This window comes from Nonomuraea sp. MG754425 (genome assembly GCF_021699195.1).
Classification (GTDB): Bacteria; Actinomycetota; Actinomycetes; order Streptosporangiales; family Streptosporangiaceae; genus Nonomuraea.
The window spans coordinates 1-16,453 of record NZ_SSXE01000170.1 but is presented as its reverse complement, the minus strand read 5'-3'; the positions used below and the strand labels follow the sequence as shown (position 1 = coordinate 16,453).

14 protein-coding genes are annotated in these 16,453 nt (G+C 72.7%); 8 read left to right on the top strand and 6 right to left on the bottom strand.

The window, feature by feature from the left end:
* Window positions 1-58 precede the first annotated feature (58 nt).
* Window positions 59-781 carry a VIT1/CCC1 transporter family protein gene (locus FAF44_RS40770; RefSeq protein ID WP_237108738.1) on the top strand — a complete coding sequence of 241 codons (723 nt, stop codon included), beginning with the start codon at window positions 59-61 and terminating at the stop codon, window positions 779-781.
* 9 nt (window positions 782-790) lie between these two features.
* Here the strand turns inward: FAF44_RS40770 and FAF44_RS40765 are convergent, their stop codons facing one another.
* From FAF44_RS40765 to FAF44_RS40745, 5 genes are all read right to left on the bottom strand, one after another.
* The gene (locus FAF44_RS40765) at window positions 791-1,330 is read right to left on the bottom strand and encodes a hypothetical protein (protein WP_237108737.1); all 540 of its coding nucleotides are present in this window, start codon (window positions 1,328-1,330) and stop codon (window positions 791-793) included.
* Between the two features lie 7 nt (window positions 1,331-1,337).
* Complete coding sequence (locus tag FAF44_RS40760; protein WP_237108736.1) at window positions 1,338-1,673, bottom strand: spore germination protein GerW family protein; 336 nt, start codon at window positions 1,671-1,673, stop codon at window positions 1,338-1,340.
* Window positions 1,674-1,765: 92 nt separating this feature from the next.
* Window positions 1,766-3,133, bottom strand: coding sequence for a glucose-6-phosphate dehydrogenase (gene zwf, locus FAF44_RS40755; RefSeq protein WP_237108735.1), 1,368 nt, complete (start codon window positions 3,131-3,133; stop codon window positions 1,766-1,768).
* 1 nt (window position 3,134) lies between these two features.
* Entirely contained in the window at window positions 3,135-4,766 is a 1,632-nt protein-coding gene (gene pgi, locus FAF44_RS40750) for a glucose-6-phosphate isomerase (protein WP_237108734.1), read from the bottom strand.
* 108 nt (window positions 4,767-4,874) lie between these two features.
* A complete protein-coding gene (locus FAF44_RS40745) occupies window positions 4,875-6,581 on the bottom strand; it encodes an IlvD/Edd family dehydratase (protein ID WP_237108733.1) in 1,707 nt (568 codons plus the stop codon).
* A 61-nt stretch (window positions 6,582-6,642) separates the two neighbouring features.
* Between FAF44_RS40745 and FAF44_RS40740 the strand changes: the two genes are divergently transcribed.
* The 6 genes from FAF44_RS40740 to FAF44_RS40715 all read left to right on the top strand — a co-directional run bounded on the left by FAF44_RS40740 (window position 6,643) and on the right by FAF44_RS40715 (window position 14,543).
* Window positions 6,643-8,946 (top strand): phosphoketolase, encoded by a 2,304-nt coding sequence (locus FAF44_RS40740; protein ID WP_237108732.1) that lies wholly within the window; start codon window positions 6,643-6,645, stop codon window positions 8,944-8,946.
* Window positions 8,922-10,106: an acetate/propionate family kinase gene (locus FAF44_RS40735; RefSeq protein ID WP_237108731.1), complete on the top strand. Its 1,185-nt coding sequence runs from the start codon at window positions 8,922-8,924 to the stop codon at window positions 10,104-10,106. The genes FAF44_RS40740 and FAF44_RS40735 overlap by 25 nt, the downstream gene beginning before the upstream one ends.
* Before the next feature lie 196 nt (window positions 10,107-10,302).
* Window positions 10,303-10,785 (top strand): cation:proton antiporter regulatory subunit, encoded by a 483-nt coding sequence (locus FAF44_RS40730; RefSeq protein WP_237108730.1) that lies wholly within the window; start codon window positions 10,303-10,305, stop codon window positions 10,783-10,785.
* A gap of 7 nt (window positions 10,786-10,792) precedes the next feature.
* Entirely contained in the window at window positions 10,793-11,953 is a 1,161-nt protein-coding gene (locus FAF44_RS40725) for a cation:proton antiporter (protein WP_237108729.1), read from the top strand.
* A gap of 31 nt (window positions 11,954-11,984) precedes the next feature.
* Window positions 11,985-12,590 carry a pentapeptide repeat-containing protein gene (locus FAF44_RS40720; protein ID WP_237108728.1) on the top strand — a complete coding sequence of 202 codons (606 nt, stop codon included), beginning with the start codon at window positions 11,985-11,987 and terminating at the stop codon, window positions 12,588-12,590.
* A 45-nt stretch (window positions 12,591-12,635) separates the two neighbouring features.
* Window positions 12,636-14,543, top strand: coding sequence for a hypothetical protein (locus tag FAF44_RS40715; protein ID WP_237108727.1), 1,908 nt, complete (start codon window positions 12,636-12,638; stop codon window positions 14,541-14,543).
* Between the two features lie 138 nt (window positions 14,544-14,681).
* Here FAF44_RS40715 and FAF44_RS40710 read toward each other — a convergent pair whose 3' ends face one another.
* Window positions 14,682-15,539: a helix-turn-helix domain-containing protein gene (locus tag FAF44_RS40710; protein ID WP_237108726.1), complete on the bottom strand. Its 858-nt coding sequence runs from the start codon at window positions 15,537-15,539 to the stop codon at window positions 14,682-14,684.
* A gap of 147 nt (window positions 15,540-15,686) precedes the next feature.
* Here FAF44_RS40710 and FAF44_RS40705 point away from each other — a divergent pair.
* Window positions 15,687-16,453: aldo/keto reductase (locus FAF44_RS40705; RefSeq protein WP_237108747.1), on the top strand; the 767-nt coding region annotated here is incomplete at its 3' end.

The window sequence follows — 16,453 nt, the reverse complement described above, 5'->3', positions numbered from 1 at the left end:
GCGAACTTTCGTTCGACATGCCACCTTTGTCGACGAGAGATCGTAATTGGAGGGTTTCATGACCATCGAGCTTGTCCGGCCGGAATCTCCTGAGCAGCACCACAGCCACCGTGACGTGACCGGCGGCTGGCTGCGGCCGGCGGTGTTCGGGGCCATGGACGGGCTCGTGTCCAACTTCGCGTTGATCGCCGGAGTCGTCGGAGCGGCCGGAGCCGGGCAGGGGGCGGTGCTGGCCGGGTTCGCCGGGCTCATCGCCGGGGCGTGCTCGATGGCGGCCGGCGAGTACACCTCCGTGAAGTCGCAGACCGAGCTGATGCGGGCCGAGATCGCCGTCGAGCGGCGCGAGCTGGCCCGCAACCCCGAGGGCGAGCGGGCCGAACTGGCCGCGCTCTACCGGGCGCGCGGGCTCGATCCCGAGCTGGCCGAACGGGTGGCCGACGGGCTGTCGGCCGATCCCGAGCAGGCGTTGCGGGTGCACGTGCGCGAAGAACTCGGCGTCGACCCCGACGACCTGCCCTCCCCCTACCTGGCCGCCGCGTCGTCGTTCGGCGCGTTCGCGGTCGGGGCGCTGGTGCCGCTGGCCCCGTTCCTGTTCGGGGCGTCCGGGATCATGGTGGCGCTGGTGCTGAGCGTGGTGGCGCTGTTCGGGTTCGGGGCCGCCGTGGCGGCGATGACCGCGCGGCCGTGGTGGCTCGGCGGCCTGCGCCAGCTCGCGCTGGGGGTGGGGGCGGCCACCGTCACGTACGGGCTGGGTCACCTGCTGGGCGTGAGCCTGTCCTGACCGCGCGGGTCACGGCGGCCACCGGACGAGCACCCGCCCCTCCGGGATCAGGGCCGACCGTTCCCACGTCCAGGTCGGCACCGTGATCACCTCGGCCGGACGATCGAGCGGGATCGGCGTGTCGAGCAGGACGGAGCGCGGGGTGAGCGGAAGGCCGCCGCCTGGGATGACGACGCTCTCCAGAGGCGTGCGCCCGAGCGGGCCGTCGGGCACGTCCCGCTCGCCGCGCACCCAGGTGGGCTGGCCGTCGAACGACGTGAACGCCAGCGCGCCGCCCGGGGCGGCGCACGAGTGGCGCAGCGTGCCGGCGGGCAGCCAGCCGTGCTGCCCCGGCAGGTACGTGATGCCCGAGACCCGCAGCTCGCCCGCCAGCAGCACGAACTCCTCCCCCGCCAGGTAGTGGCCGCGCTCGTGCCGGGTCCAGCCCGGCGGGAAGCGGACGAGCGTCGCCGGGCCGCCCAGCCCGGCCAGCCGCACCGGCAGGTTGGCGCCGGGGATCAGGAAGGCGTGGCCGGGCAGGCGGGCGTCGTCGAGCAGATCGATCAGCACGGCCGGATCAGCGCCTGCGGCGCCGCCTCCCGAAGATCGCCCGCAGGGTCAGCAGCAGCACGACCGCCACCACCTGACCGCCCACGACGATGCGGTTGACGTCGACCGCGGGCTGCCACCGGACCTCGCCGTCCTTGACCACGAACACCCCCGCCGGGCTCGCGCCGAGGCCGAAGCCGCCGCCGCCGCCGGAACCCTCCTCGCCCTTCTCACGTTTCCCCTGCCCCTGGCCCCCGCCGCCGCCCTGGACGACCCTGGCCACGGGGATGACGACCACGTCGCCGTGCCGGATCGGCTCGCCGAAGACCCGCTTGACCGTGACCGCGTCTTTCGACCGTTCCATCAGCTCCACAATGTCCATCCCCCCATCGTCGCTCCAGGACGCCCGACGCGTCGATCGGGCCCGCTGCCTCTTCCCTACCCACCGCACGCCGGTCAGTCGAACGTCGTGGAGATCTCGTGCCAGCCGCCCGGTGGAATGTGCGCCGCCGGCTCGGGCCCCCAGCTCCCCTTCGCGTACGGCAGCGGCGCCTGCCCCGGGTCGAGCACCGGCTGCACGATCCGCCACGACTCCTCCACCAGGTCGAACCTGGCGAACCTGCGCGGATCACCGCTGACGGCGTCGAACAGGATGCGCGCGTAGGCGGCCTCCATCGGCCCGAGCACCTTGGTGAAGTCGACGCTGACCGGCACCGGCCGGGCGTGCTGCTTGCCCGGCTCCTTGACCAGCAGGTCGAAGGTCACCCCCGCGTCGGGCTGCAGCCGGAAGCGGATGAGGTTGGGGGTGTCGGGCGCGTCGCCGTTGCCGAACATCGTGACCGGCGGCCGGAACAGCTCGGCGACGATCTCCAGGTCGGTGGTCGGCAGGGCCTTGCCGGAGCGGATGCACCACGGCACCCCGGCCCAGCGCCAGTTGTCGATGTAGGCGCGCATGGCGACGTAGGTCTCGGTGGTGGAGCCGGGGCGCACGCCGTCGGTGTCGAGGTAGCCGGTGTACTGGCCGCGGACGACGTCGGCCGGGTCGATGGCCTTGACCGCGCGCAGCACCCGCCACTTCTCGTCGAGCTGGGCGCGGGCGTCGATGGAGGGCGGCGGGTCCATCGCGAGGATGGCCAGGAGCTGCAGCAGGTGGTTCTGGACGACGTCGCGGACGGTGCCGTTGGCGTCGTAGAAGGCGCCGCGGTCGCTGACGTCGAAGTCCTCGGCCATGGTGATCTGCACGCTGCGGATGTGGGACCGGTTCCAGATCGGCTCCAGCAGCGTGTTGGCGAACCGGAAGACCATGAGGTCCTCGACCGGCTCCTTGCCCAGGAAGTGATCGACGCGGCGCAGGTGGTCCTCGTCGAAGTGGCGCAGCAGCCTGTCGTTGAGCTCCCTGGCCGAGCTGAGATCGTGGCCGAAGGGCTTCTCCACGACGAGCCGGGCGTCGCGGTTGAGGCCCTGCCCGGCCAGCCCTTCGGCGACCACCTCGAACAGCGCCGGCGGCACCGCGAGGTAGTGGCACAGGAAGCCCTTGCCCTCGGTCTCCTCGCGCAGCCGGGCGAACGTGGCGGGGTCGCCGTAGTCGCCGGCGACCAGCCGCAGGTTGCCGGCCAGCTTCTCGAAGGCCGCGTCGCGTACCCCGCCGCAGGCCTGGCGGGCGTGCTCGCGCAGCCCGTCGAGGTCGAGGTCGGTCTTGGCCACGCCGATGACCGGCAGGTCGAACCGGCCCTCGGCGGTGAGGTGGTAGAGCGCGGGCAGCAGCATCTTGCGCGCGAGGTCACCGGTGACGCCGAACAGGACGAGCGCGCCCGCCCGCGCCATGTCAGACGGCCCTTCCGCGCAGCGCCCGGTATCTGCGGATGAGCTGTTCGGTGGAGGTGTCGGGGAAGGCGGTGGGCGGCTCGTCGGAGGTGAGCGCGGGCGCCAGGTCGAGCGCCATCTTCTTGCCCAGCTCGACGCCCCACTGGTCGAAGGAGTCGACGCCCCAGATCGTGCCCTCGACGAACACGATGTGCTCGTAGAGCGCGACGAGCTGGCCCAGCGTGCCGGGGGTGAGCTTGGGGGCCAGGATCGTGGAGGTGGGCCGGTTGCCCGGCATCACCTTGTGCGGCACGATCTCGGCCGCGGTGCCCTCGGCGGCGATCTCGGCGGCGGTCTTGCCGAACGCCAGCGCCGTGGTCTGGGCGAAGAGGTTGGCGGCGAGCTGGTCGTGCATGCCCTCGCGGTCTTCGAAGGGCTCGGCGAAGCCGATGAAGTCGGCGGGCACGAGCCGGGTGCCCTGGTGCAGGAGCTGGTAGAAGGCGTGCTGGCCGTTGGTGCCCGGCTCGCCCCAGAAGATCTCGCCGGTGCCGGTGGTGACGGGGGAGCCGTCGGCGCGCACGGACTTGCCGTTGGACTCCATCGTGAGCTGCTGCAGGTAGGCGGGGAAGCGGTGCAGCCGCTGGCTGTAGGGCAGCACGGCGCGGGTCTCGGCGCCGAAGAAGTCGGTGTACCAGATGCCGAGCAGGGCCATCAGGACGGGCATGTTGGCCTCGAACGGGGCCGTGCGGAAGTGCTCGTCCATGGTGTGGAAGCCGGCCAGCATCTCGCGGAAGCGGTCGGGCCCGATCGCGATCATCAGCGACAGGCCGATGGCGCCGTCGTAGGAGTAACGGCCGCCGACCCAGTCCCAGAAGCCGAACATGTTGTCGGTGTCGATGCCGAACTCGGCGACCTTGGCGGCGTTGGTGGAGACGGCGACGAAGTGCTTGGCGACCGCGTCCTCGCCGAGCGCCTCGACCAGCCAGCGGCGCGCGACCCTGGCGTTGGTGAGCGTCTCCAGCGTGGTGAAGGTCTTGGAGCTGACCACGAACAGGGTGGTCGCGGGGTCGAGGCCGGCCAGGTTGCCGGTGATGTCGGCCGGGTCGATGTTGGAGACGAACCGGGCCGCGACGCCGGCGTCGGCGTAGTCGCGCAGCGCCTCGTAGGCCATGGCGGGGCCGAGGTCGGAGCCGCCGATGCCGATGTTGACGACGGTCTCGATGGGCCTGCCGGTGGCGCCCGTCCATTCCTTGGACCTGACCCGCCCGGCGAAGGCGCTCATCTTGTCGAGCACGGCGTGCACGTCGGCCACGACGTCCTGGCCGTCGACGACGAGCTCCGCCTCGCGCGGCATGCGCAGCGCGACGTGCAGCACGGCGCGGTCCTCGCTGACGTTGATGTGCGCGCCGGAGAACATGGCCTCGACGCGCTCGCGCAGCCCCGACCGCTCGGCCAGCGCGACGAGCAGGCCGATGGTCTCGCCCGTGGCGCGGTGCTTGGCGTAGTCGAGGTAGAGGTCGCCGGCGGTCACCGTCATGCGCCCGGCCCGGCCGGGGTCGTCGGCGAACAGCTCCCGCAACTGCCTGCCCGCCAGCTCTTCGTGGTGCTTGCCCAGTGCCGCCCACTCCTGGCTCTGGGTGATGTCGCCGTTCACGCGTGGCCTCCTCGCGCCGCCAAACCGATCATGCCTGGTCCCATCGTCCCGTAACCGCCTACCCCGCGCGGCTCATTCCGCGCATGGCGGAGTGGAGTGTCGGGGCCGTCAGTGGGATTCCCGGCCCACGTGGTCGCCGCCGGAGCCGATGAGGAAGTCGAGGTCCGCGCCGCGGTCGGCCTGGGTGACGTGCTCGACGTAGAGGCGTTCCCAGCCGCGTACGGGCCGGGCGTGGCCGGTCATGACCGGCTCCCGCGCGTTCAGCTCGGCGTCGGGCACGTCCACGTCGAGCCGGCGGGCGGCCACGTCGAGCACGATGGGGTCGCCGGTGCGCACCCTGGCCAGCGGCCCGCCGGCGGCCGCCTCGGGCGCGGTGTGCAGGACGACCGTGCCGTACGCGGTGCCGCTCATGCGGGCGTCGCTGACCCGCACCATGTCGCGCACGCCCTTCTCCAGCAGCTTGGCGGGCAGCGGCAGGTTGCCGACCTCCGGCATGCCGGGATATCCCCTGGGCCCGCAGCCGCGCAGGACCAGCACGGACGTCTCGTCCACGTCGAGGTCGGGCGAGTCGAGGCGGGCGTGGACGTCCTCGACGCTGTCGAACACGACGGCGCGCCCGCGGTGGCGCAGCAGTTCGGGCGAGGCGGCGGCGGGCTTGATCACCGCGCCGCCGGGGGCGAGGTTGCCGCGCAGCACGGCGATGCCCGCGTCGGGCAGCAGCGGGTCGGCGCGGCGCCGGATGACGTCCTCGTCCCAGATCTCGGCCCCTTCGAGGTGCTCGGTGAGCGGCCGGCCGGTGACGGTGATCGCCCCGGGGTCGAGCAGGTCCTCGACCTCCTTCAGCACGGCGACCAGGCCGCCGGCCCTGAACAGGTCGTCCATGAGGTGGCGGCCGGCCGGTTGCAGGTCCACCAGCAGCGGCACGCCGGAGCCGGTGCGGTCGAAGTCGTCCAGGCTCAGGTCGACGCCGAGCCGGCCGGCGATGGCCAGCAGGTGCACGACGGCGTTGGTGGAGCCGCCGACGGCGGCCAGGGTGACGATGGCGTTGCGGAAGGAGCCCCTGGTCATGACCTGGCTCGGGCGGCGGCCCTGCCTGACCAGTTCGACGGCCAGGCGGCCGGACTCGTGGGAGCGTTCGAGCAGGCGGCTGTCGGGGGCGGGGGTGCCGGCGGTGCCGGGCAGGGTCATGCCGAGCGCCTCGGCGATGCACGCCATGGTGGAGGCGGTGCCCATCGTGTTGCAGTGGCCGCGGCTGCGGATCATGGACGACTCGGAGCGCAGGAACGCCTCGCGGGAGAGCGTCCCGGCGCGCACCTCCTCGCTGAGCCGCCACACGTCGGTGCCGCAGCCGAGCGGCGCGCCGCGGAAGTGGCCGGTCAGCATGGGGCCGCCGGGCACCACGAGGGCGGGCAGGTCCACCGAGGCGGCGGCCATGAGCAGCGACGGGATCGTCTTGTCGCAGCCGCCGAGCAGCACCACGCCGTCGATGGGGTTGGCGCGCAGCATCTCCTCGGTGGCCATGGCGGCCAGGTTGCGCCAGAGCATGGCGGTCGGGCGCACGTTCGTCTCGCCGAGGGAGACGACGGGCAGGTTGAGCGGCACTCCCCCGGCCTCCCACACGCCGTTCATGACGCTGCGGGCCACCTCGTCGAGGTGGGAGTTGCAGGGGGTGAGGTCGGAGGCGGTGTTGGCGATCGCGATGTGCGGCCGGTCGCCCTCGAACGCCGCACCCGGCAGGCCGCGCCGCATCCAGGCCCGGTGGATGTAGGAGTTCCGGTCGTTCCCTGCGTACCAACGTGAGCTCCTGAACTCCATGTTCGGCACCTTATCGGCTGATAAGGGATTCAGCGCCTCCTGGGGAGGAATCAGCAGGGGCATGGAGCACATAGACGCGTACTGGCGGGCGGCCAACTATCTGTCCGTCGGGCAGATCTACCTGCTGGACAACCCGCTGCTGAGCGAACCGCTGCGGCCCGAGCACATCAAGCCCCGCCTGCTCGGCCACTGGGGCACGACGCCCGGGTTGAACTTCTGCTTCGCGCACCTCAACCGGGTGATCCGCGAGCGGGACCAGGACATGATCTACATCGTGGGTCCCGGTCACGGCGGCCCGGCGGCGGTGGCCCACGCGTGGCTGGAGGGGTCGTACACGGAGCGGTACCCGGACGTGTCGCCGGACGTGGAGGGCATGCGGCGGCTGTTCCGCCAGTTCTCCTTCCCCGGCGGCATCCCCAGCCACGTCGCGCCGGAGACGCCCGGGTCGATCCACGAGGGCGGCGAGCTGGGTTACGCGCTGGCCCACGCCTACGGGGCCGCCTTCGACAACCCCGGCCTGGTCGTGGCCTGCGTCATCGGCGACGGAGAGGCCGAGACCGGGCCGCTGGCGGCGAGCTGGCACTCCAACAAGTTCCTGGACCGCCGCCGCGACGGGATCGTCCTGCCCATCCTGCACCTGAACGGCTACAAGATCGCCAACCCGGCCGTGCTGGCCCGCATCCCCACCGGCGAGCTGGTCAAGCTCATGGAGGGGTACGGCTACCGCCCCCACCTCGTCGGGCCCGACCACGAGGAGATGGCCGCCACCCTGGACACCGCGTTCGACGAGATCGCCGCCTACCGGGCGGGCGAGGCCGAGCGGCTGCCGATGATCGTCCTGCGGACGCCGAAGGGCTGGACCGGGCCGCGCGAGGTGGACGGCAAGCCGGTGGAGGGCACGTGGCGGGCCCACCAGGTGCCGCTGGCCAACGTCCGCGAGAACCCGGCGCACCTGGCCATGCTGGAGGAGTGGATGCGCTCGTACCGGCCGGAGGAGCTGTTCGGCCCGGACGGGCGGCCCGTCGAGGCCGTCCTCGGCACGGTGCCGCGCGGCGCGCGCAGGATGAGCGCGAACCCGCACGCCAACGGCGGCGAGCTGCTGCAGCCGCTGCGGCTGCCCGACTTCCGCCGGCTGGCCGTGGAGGTGAAGGCGCCGGCCGAGCAGTTCACCGAGCCGACCCGGGTGCTCGGCGGCCTCCTGCGGGACGTGATCGCGGCCAACCCGCGCACGTTCCGGCTGATGGGCCCCGACGAGACGGCCTCCAACCGGCTCACGGAGGTGTTCGAGGTCACCGACCGGGCCTGGAACGCCGAACTGCTGCCCACCGACGAGAACCTGGGCGCCGGCGGCCGGGTCATGGAGGTGCTGAGCGAGCACCTGTGCCAGGGCTGGCTGGAGGGCTACCTGCTGACCGGGCGGCACGGGCTGTTCAACTGCTACGAGGCGTTCATCCACATCGTGGACGCGATGTTCAACCAGCACGCCAAGTGGCTGGAGACCGCGCGGAAGATCCCGTGGCGGCGGCCGGTGGCGTCGCTGACGTACCTGCTGTCGTCGCACGTGTGGCGGCAGGACCACAACGGCTTCAGCCACCAGGACCCGGGCTTCCTCGACGTGGTGGTCAACAAGAAGGCGTCGGTGGTGCGCGTCTACCTGCCGCCGGACGCCAACACGCTGCTGTCGGTGGCCGACCACTGCCTGCGCTCGCGCGACTACGTGAACGTGATCGTGGCGGGCAAGCAGCCGGTGCTCGACCTGTTCACGATGGACGAGGCCATCGCGCACAACACGCGCGGCCTGGGCATCCTGCCGTGGGCCTCCACCGACCAGGGCACCGACCCGGACGTGGTGCTGGCCTGCGCCGGGGACGTGCCGACCCTGGAGACGCTGGCCGCCGCCGCGCTGCTGCGCGAGCACCTGCCCGAGCTGAAGGTCCGGGTGGTCAACGTCGTCGACCTGATGCGGCTGCAACCGCCGTCGGAGCACCCGCACGGCATGCCGGACGCCGAGTTCGACACGCTGTTCACCACGGACCGGCCGATCGTGTTCAACTTCCACGGCTACCCGAGCCTCATCCACCAGCTCGCCTACCGGCGGCACGGCCACGCCAACCTCCACGTGCGCGGCTACAAGGAGGAGGGCACCACGACGACGCCGTTCGACATGTGCATGCTCAACGACATCGACCGCTTCCACCTGGTCATGGACGTGATCGACCGGGTTCCCGGCCTCGGTTCGCGGGCCGCGCACCTGCGCCAGGACATGAGCGACCGGCGGCTTCGGGCGCGGGCGTACACGCGCGAGCACGGCGAGGACCCCGCGGAGATCAGGTCGTGGACGTGGCCGGGCACATTCTCGTCCTGAACACCGGCTCCTCGTCCATCAAGTACGAGCTGGTGGACGTGCGCACCGGGCGGCGGCCGGCGCGGGGGCTGGTGGAGCGGGTCGGCGAGCGGCGCGGCCGGCTCACGCACCACGCGGGCGACGCTGCCCCGTACGTGCGCGAGCGGCCCTTCCCCGGCCACGGCGAGGGGCTGGCGGCGATGATGGCGGCGTTCGAGGCGGCCGGGCCCGCGCTCGACCCGGTCGCGGTCGGGCACCGCGTCGTGCACGGCGGCACCCGCTTCGACCGGGCCGTCGTCATCGACGACCAGGTGATCGCGGCCATCGAGGAGCTGGCCCCGCTCGCGCCCCTGCACAACCCGGTCAACCTGACCGGCATCCGGCTGGCCCGCGCGGCCTTCCCCCGCGCGCCGCAGGTGGCGGTCTTCGACACCGCCTTCCACCGGACGTTGCCGCCGGAGGCGTACACCTACGCGGTCCCCCGCGACTGGCGCGACCGGCTCGGCGTGCGCCGCTACGGCTTCCACGGCACCTCCTGCGCCTACGTCTCGCGCCGCGCCGCCGCCCTGCTCGGCCGCGATCTCGCCGGCCTCGACCTGATCGTGGCCCATCTCGGCAACGGCGCCAGCCTCACCGCCGTCTCCGGCGGGCGCAGCGTCGACACCTCCATGGGCCTGACCCCGCTCGAAGGGCTCGTCATGGGCACCCGCTCCGGCGACGTGGACCCCGCGCTGGCCGGCTACCTCGCCCGCGTGGACGGCCTGGACGCCCAGCGGGTGGAGGACGCGCTCGGCCACGAGAGCGGACTGCGCGCCCTGGCCGGCACCGGCGACATGCGCGAGGCCCGCGCCGGCTCCGGCGAGGAGGCCCGGCTGGCCCTGGCCGTGTACACGCGCCGGATCCGCAAGTACGTCGGCGCCTACTACGCCCTGCTCGGCCGCGTGGACGCCCTCGTGTTCACCGGCGGCGTCGGCGAGCACGACGCCGCCACCCGCGCCGAGTCCCTGACCGGCCTGGAACGCCTCGGCATCGCCGTCGACCCGGCACGCAACGCCCCCGGGCCGGAGCACGAGCGGGCGATCTCGCCGCCGGACGCCGAGGTTCCCGTCCTGGTCATCCCGACGGACGAGGAATGGGAGATCGCCCGCCAGGCCCTGGCCCTCATCGGAGACCGGGCCTGACCGGCGTCGCCCGGCGTGGCGGGGCCTGTCACCTCTCGTCGCGCCCGGCGTCCCGCCGATGGTTCGCCCTGGTCAGGGGGTGTCTGCGGGGTTCGGGGGCGGCGGCGCGATTTGGTAGACAATTGGCCCAGGCCAGAGCAGGGTATGACGTTGGTAAGGTTGTCCGGAAATATGCAGCTCTGGACGGGTGGGTCAGGTGGAGGTCGAACAAACAGCACTGCCGGGTATCGGTCTAAGACACGATTTCACCACCCGAAAAGGACAACGGGTAGGCATCGTGTCCCACCGCACCGGCCGCCGGGACCTGGTCATCTATGACAAGGAAGACCCGGACGCCGTCTGCCAGACGGTCAAGCTCAACGACGAAGAGGCCGACGCCCTGGCCGAACTCCTGGGCGCCCCCCGCATCGTGCAGCGGCTCAACCAGCTCCACCAGCAGGTGGAGGGCCTGGTCAGCGTGCAGCTCCCGATCCCGGCGAGCTCCCCCTACGCGGGCCGTCCCATGGGTGACGCGCGGGTGCGGACCAGGACGAGCGCCTCCATCGTCGCGGTCGCCCGCGGCGGGCAGGTGTTCGCCAGCCCCGGCCCCGACTTCCTCTTCAACGCCGCCGACGTCGTCGTCGTGGTCGGCAGCGAGGAGAGCACCGCCGAGGTCGCCGACATCTTCGCGAACGGGTAGAGCGCGGGTGCACCATACCGCGATCCTCTTCCTCGAATTCGGTGCCGTTCTTCTGGGTCTGGGAATCCTCGGTGCGCTGGCGTTGCGCGGAGGCATCTCCCCCATCCCGCTCTACCTGATCGCCGGTCTGGCGTTCGGGACCGGCGGCGTGCTGCCGCTGGCCACGAGCGAGGAGTTCCTCTCCATCGGTTCCGAGCTGGGCGTGGTTCTGCTGCTGCTCACGCTCGGACTCGAGTACAACGCCGACGAACTGGTCACGAGCCTCACCAGCAACGCCCGCGCGGGCGTCGTGGACCTGGTGCTCAACGCCGCCCCCGGCGCCATCATCGCGCTGCTGCTCGGCTGGGGCCCGGTGGCGGCCGTCGCCATGGCGGGCGTCACGTACGCCACCTCCTCGGGCATCACCGCCAAGGTGCTGTCAGACCTGGGCTGGATCGGTAACCGGGAGACACCGACGGTGCTCTCGCTGCTGGTGTTCGAGGACCTGACGATGGCGATCTACCTGCCGGTCCTGACCACCATGCTGGCCGGGCTCAGCCTGGTGAGCGGGGCGATCTCGGTCGGCATCGCGCTGCTGACGGTGAGCGTGGTGCTGATCGTGGCGCTGCGGTTCGGACGTTTCATCGAGGCGTTCGTCTCCAGCCCCAACTCCGAGGTGCTGCTGCTGAAGGTCGTCGGCCTGGCCCTGCTGGTCGCCGGGCTGGCCCAGCAGCTCCAGGTCTCGGCGGCGGTCGGCGCGTTCCTGGTGGGCATCGCGCTGTCGGGCGAACTGGCCGAGGACGCCCAGACGTTGCTGGCGCCGTTGCGCGACCTGTTCGCGGCGGTGTTCTTCGTGGTCTTCGGTCTCCAGACCGACCCCGCGAAGATCCTGCCGGTGGCCGGGCTGGCCGCGCTGCTCGCCCTGGTCAGCATGATCACCAAGCTGCTGACCGGCATGTACGCGGCCAGACGCGCGGGCATCGCCAAGGCCGGCCAGGCGCGGGCGGGCATCGCGCTCATCCCGCGCGGCGAGTTCAACATCGTCATCGCGGGCCTGGCGGTGGGCGCGGGCGTGCACCCCGACCTCGGCGCCCTGGCGGCGGCGTACGTGCTCATCCTGGCGGCCTTCGGCCCCCTGGCGGCCAAGCTGGTGCAGCCGTTCATCACGGCCATCGCCAAACGGGCCTGACCCGCGACGCCGCATCCGCTAGTTTGTTCGCATGGCAGCGCGCGAGATCCCCGCGACGGAGACGACGATCAGGTCCACGGACTGGAACGGCCGCGAACTGTCCGGTGAGACCCATCACCGGGTGCTGTTCCAGGACGTAGACCTGACCGAGGCCGTCGACCACGGCTCGACGTTCGAGGAGTGCGTGTTCAGGAACGTGCGCCTCAACGTGTCGGAACACACCGACGCGTGTTTCCTGAACTGCTCCTTCTCCCGCTGCTCGTTCTTCGACGCCACCTTCACGGGCTGCAAGCTGACCGGCAGCGTGTTCGACGGCTGCACCTTCGGGCTGCTGAAGGTCGAGGGCGGCGACTGGTCCTACGTCGGGCTGCCCGGCGCCGACCTGCGCGGCAGCGCCTTCCGTGGCACCCGGCTGCGCGAGGCCGACCTGACCGGGGCCCGGCTGGCGGGCGCCGAGGTGCGGCGGGCCGACCTGTCGGGGGCGTGGCTGCGCGGGGCCGACCTCACCACGTGCGACCTGCGGGGCAGCGATCTGAGCACGTTCGACCTGGCCGGAGTCACGTTCAAGGGCGCGGTGATCGACCCGTTCCAGGCCACCGTGCTGGCCGGGGCCCTGGGCTTCGACGTCCGCGACTGAGTCCGCCGAGGCCCGCGCGGACGCGGGCTGGAGCACAATGGCCCCGTGCCGAACGCCGAACTCACCCCGGTCGAGCAGGCCGTGGCCGCCGCCGTCCGCCGCGGGCAGGCCGTGGATCTGCGCTCCGGGGGCCCCGTCCATGACTTACCCGCCGACGCCGCCGCCTGGGGCCCCGACCGGAGCGTCCGGGCTGAGGTGCTGGCGGAGCTGCTGCTCGGCGAGTACACCGAACCGGCCGACAAACCGTCCCTGCGCCTGTACGGGGCGCGGATCACCGGCCTGCTGCATCTCGCCTTCCGCGAGATCGACCTGCCGCTCATGCTCCGCGGCTGCGTCTTCGACCAGGCTCCCGACCTCTACCAGGCCCGTACGAGCTTCCTCGACTTCACCGGCTCCCGCCTGCCGGGCCTGGTCGCCTCCAACCTCCAGGTGGAGGGTGACCTGCGGCTGACCGACTGCCACGTCACCGGCGAGGTGCGCCTGCGCAGCGCCCGCATCAGCAGCAACCTCTCGCTGAGCGGCGCGCGCCTGGAGCACCCCGGCGGCGCGGCCGTCAACGCCGAACACCTCGACGTCGGCAGCAACCTGCTGGCCAGGGACGGGCTCACCTGCGACGGCGAGGTCATCCTGACCGCGGCCAGGGTCGGCGCGGCCGTGAACCTCGACGGAGCCCGGCTGCGCGCCCCCGGCGGCCTGGCGTTCGGCGGGTCGAACATGGCGGTCCAGGTGGGCCTGTTCGCGCGGCGGATGGACGTCGAAGGGGAGGTCAGCCTGCGGTTCGCCCGGGTCGCGGGCCCCGTCACCTTACGACGCTCACGCCTGCGCAACCCCGGCGGCCTCGCCGTGCACGGCGGCGGGCTGATCGCCGAGAACGGCCTGTTCCTGTCGCTGATCGAGACCGAGGGCGCCGTCCGGGTCGCCTCCGCCGTCATCGGCCGCACCCTGCACCTGAACGGCGCGCACCTGAGCAACCCGGGCGGCGTGGCGCTGGCCGGTGACGGCGTCGTCGTGGACGGCTCGCTGACGGCCCGCGAGGGGCTGACCGTCGAAGGCGAGATCAGCCTGCTCGACGCCTCGGTGTCCGGTGCCGCCCACTTCGAGGGCGCGCGGCTGGTCAACCCCGGCGGCGCGGCCCTGTCGGCCAACGGCATCACGGTCGGCAAGGTGCTCAACCTCTGCGACGGCTTCTCCGCCCAGGGCCGGATCCGGCTGACGAACGCGCGGGTCGGCAGCCGCCTGTGCCTCATCGGCGCCACCCTGGACTCGCCCGGCGGCGAGGCGCTCAAGTGCCGCCTGCTGGAGGTGCAGGAGCTGGCCCTGCGCCCGGCCGGACCGGTCGCGGGCAGGGTCGACCTGCGGCACGCCCGCATCGGGGTGCTCCAGGACGACGCCGCCGTGTGGCCGGACGAGCTGTGCATGGACGGGCTGTCGTACGAGGTGCTGGAGCCGATGTTGCCGGCCTCCGAGCGGCTCGACTGGCTGCGCCGGGACCCCGGCGGCTACCTGCCGAACGCCTACGAGCAGCTCGCCGCGACGTACCGGCGGCTGGGCAGCGAGGCCGACGCCCGCGACACGCTCCTGGCCGGGCAGCAGCAGCGCCGCGCCACCCTCCCCTGGTACGCCAGGTTCTGGGGTCACCTCCAGGACGTCACCGTCGGGTACGGCTTCCGCCCGCTCCGGGCGGCCGGGTGGCTGGCGGCGTTACTGGCGGTGGGCACGGTGGTGTTCGGCGTGGTGGCCGAACCGCCGCCGCTGAAGCGCGGGGAGGCACCGGAGTTCAACCCGCTCATGTACAGCCTCGACCTGCTGCTGCCGATCATCGACTTCGGGCAGGAGAAGGCGTTCAACCCCGGCGGGGGGACGCAGTGGCTGGCGTACGGGCTGATCGCGGCGGGCTGGGTGCTGGCCACGACGATCGCCGCCGGCCTGACCCGCTCCCTGCGCCGCACCTGACCCGCTCCCCGCGCGCTGTCTGCTCCCGTGACGGGCCCGCTCCCCGCGTCGTGCCCGGCCCGCTGACCGGCCCGCTGACCGGCCCGCTGACCGGCCCGCTGAGCGGCCCGCGCCGATCCCGGGCGCGCTGCGCGGGCGTCAGGCGCTGACCGCGCGCAGCGCGCCCGGGTGGCGGCCGGCGAGGCGGTCGAGGGCGGTCGCGGTGGCGGTGTCGGCGGGCAGGTAGACGAGGATGCGCTGGTCGTCGGCGGGCAGGTCGAGCGGTTCCCTGACCAGCCGCAGCTCACCGGCCCGCGGATGGACCATGTGCTGCACGGGGGCCGGTTTCGGCGGCACGGCCGGCCCGGCCATGCGCCCGGTGAACGCCTCGCCCGCCGCGAAGGTGAGCAGCGCGATCAGCTCGGCGGCGAACGGGTCGTCGGGCCCGGCCTCGTACTTGAGCGCGGCGGCCTGCTCGTCGGCCACCTTGTCCCACTCGGGGAAGGCGATCCTGGCCCTGGTGTCGGTGAAGACGTACCGGTGCAGGTTGGGCTGGTCGTCCTCCAGCAGCCCGACCGGGCCGAAGAGCCGTTCGAACCCGGTGGTACGGGCGACGACCTCGCCCAGCCGGTTGAGCAGCGCGGCGGGCGCGGGCTCCATCCGCTCCAGCAGCATCCGCACGGCCGGGCGCACGGTACGGCAGGGCGCCTGCCCGGCGGTCGGGCACAGGGCGATGCCGCCGCTGGTCACCTTGGCCAGGTAGCGCAGGTGGATGCGCTCGTCGGGGCTCAGCCGCAGCGCGTCGGCCAGCGAGACGAGCACCTGCATCGACGGGTTGCGGTCGCGGCCCTGCTCCAGCCGGGTCAGGTACTCGACGCTCACCCCGGCGACGGTGGCCAGCTCCGACCTGCGCAGGCCGGGCGTGCGCCGCCGGCCGCCGCCGGGCAGGCCGACGTCGGCCGGCTGACGCGCCTCGCGGCACGCTCGCAGATAGGCCCCCAGCTCGTTGTCACTCACGGGGCCCGAGTCTACGGGCCGCGTACCGTGCTTATCGTGGCCCCCGCGGGGCCAGCCTGGGCGCGGCCTTCCTCCCCGCACCGCCCGCCCGGCAGAGTGGTCACCATGACGAACACGAGAGCGGCGATGGACACCGACGGCGACGGCATGCGGTACCGGTTGCTGGGCCGTACCGGGCTGAGAGTGTCGGAGCTGTTCCTCGGCGCCATGACCTACCGCGAGGCGTCGCCGGAGGTGCGGCAGATCTTCGACCTGTACGCCGAGGCCGGGGGCAACGTCGTGGACACCGCCTCGATGTACGGCGAGAGCGAGAACGTGGTGGGCGAGCTGCTCCAGGGCCGCCGCGACCGGTTCGTCCTGGCCACGAAGTACACCCCGACCCGCGACCGCACCGACCTCAACGCGGCGGGCAACCACCGCAAGAACCTCGTGCTGTCGCTGGAGCAGAGCCTGCGGCGGCTGCGCACCGACTACATCGACCTGTTCTGGGTGCACGTGTGGGACCGGCACACCCCGATCGAGGAGACGATGCGGGCGCTGGACGACGTCGTCCGCTCGGGGAAGGTGCTCTACGTGGGCATCTCCGACGCGCCGGCGTGGGTGGTGAGCCGGGCCGACATGCTGGCCGAGTGGCGGGGATGGACGCCGTTCGCGGGGTTGCAGGTGCCCTACAGCCTGCTGCGGCGCGACATCGAGCGGGAGCTGCTGCCGATGGCGCGGGCGACCGGCATCAGCGTGGCGGCCTGGGGGGTGCTCGCGCAGGGCGTGCTGTCCGGCCGGTACGCCGCACCGGGCGCGGCGGCCTCGCGGGTGTCGCCCGAGTCGATCGGCGAGCGGGACCGGGCCGGGGTGCGGGCCGTGCTGGAGGTGGCCGACGAGCTGGGCGCCACGGCCTCGCAGGTCGCGACCGGGTG

What these genes read in the sequence shown, in the direction of transcription:
- FAF44_RS40770 (WP_237108738.1), top strand. Translation starts at nt 59, where the DNA reads ATGACCATCGAGCTTGTCCGGCCGGAATCTCCTGAGCAGCACCACAGC.
- FAF44_RS40760 (WP_237108736.1), bottom strand. Translation starts at nt 1,673, where the DNA reads ATGGAACGGTCGAAAGACGCGGTCACGGTCAAGCGGGTCTTCGGCGAG.
- zwf (WP_237108735.1), bottom strand. Translation starts at nt 3,133, where the DNA reads ATGGCGCGGGCGGGCGCGCTCGTCCTGTTCGGCGTCACCGGTGACCTC.
- FAF44_RS40745 (WP_237108733.1), bottom strand. Translation starts at nt 6,581, where the DNA reads ATGGAGTTCAGGAGCTCACGTTGGTACGCAGGGAACGACCGGAACTCC.
- FAF44_RS40740 (WP_237108732.1), top strand. Translation starts at nt 6,643, where the DNA reads ATGGAGCACATAGACGCGTACTGGCGGGCGGCCAACTATCTGTCCGTC.
- FAF44_RS40720 (WP_237108728.1), top strand. Translation starts at nt 11,985, where the DNA reads ATGGCAGCGCGCGAGATCCCCGCGACGGAGACGACGATCAGGTCCACG.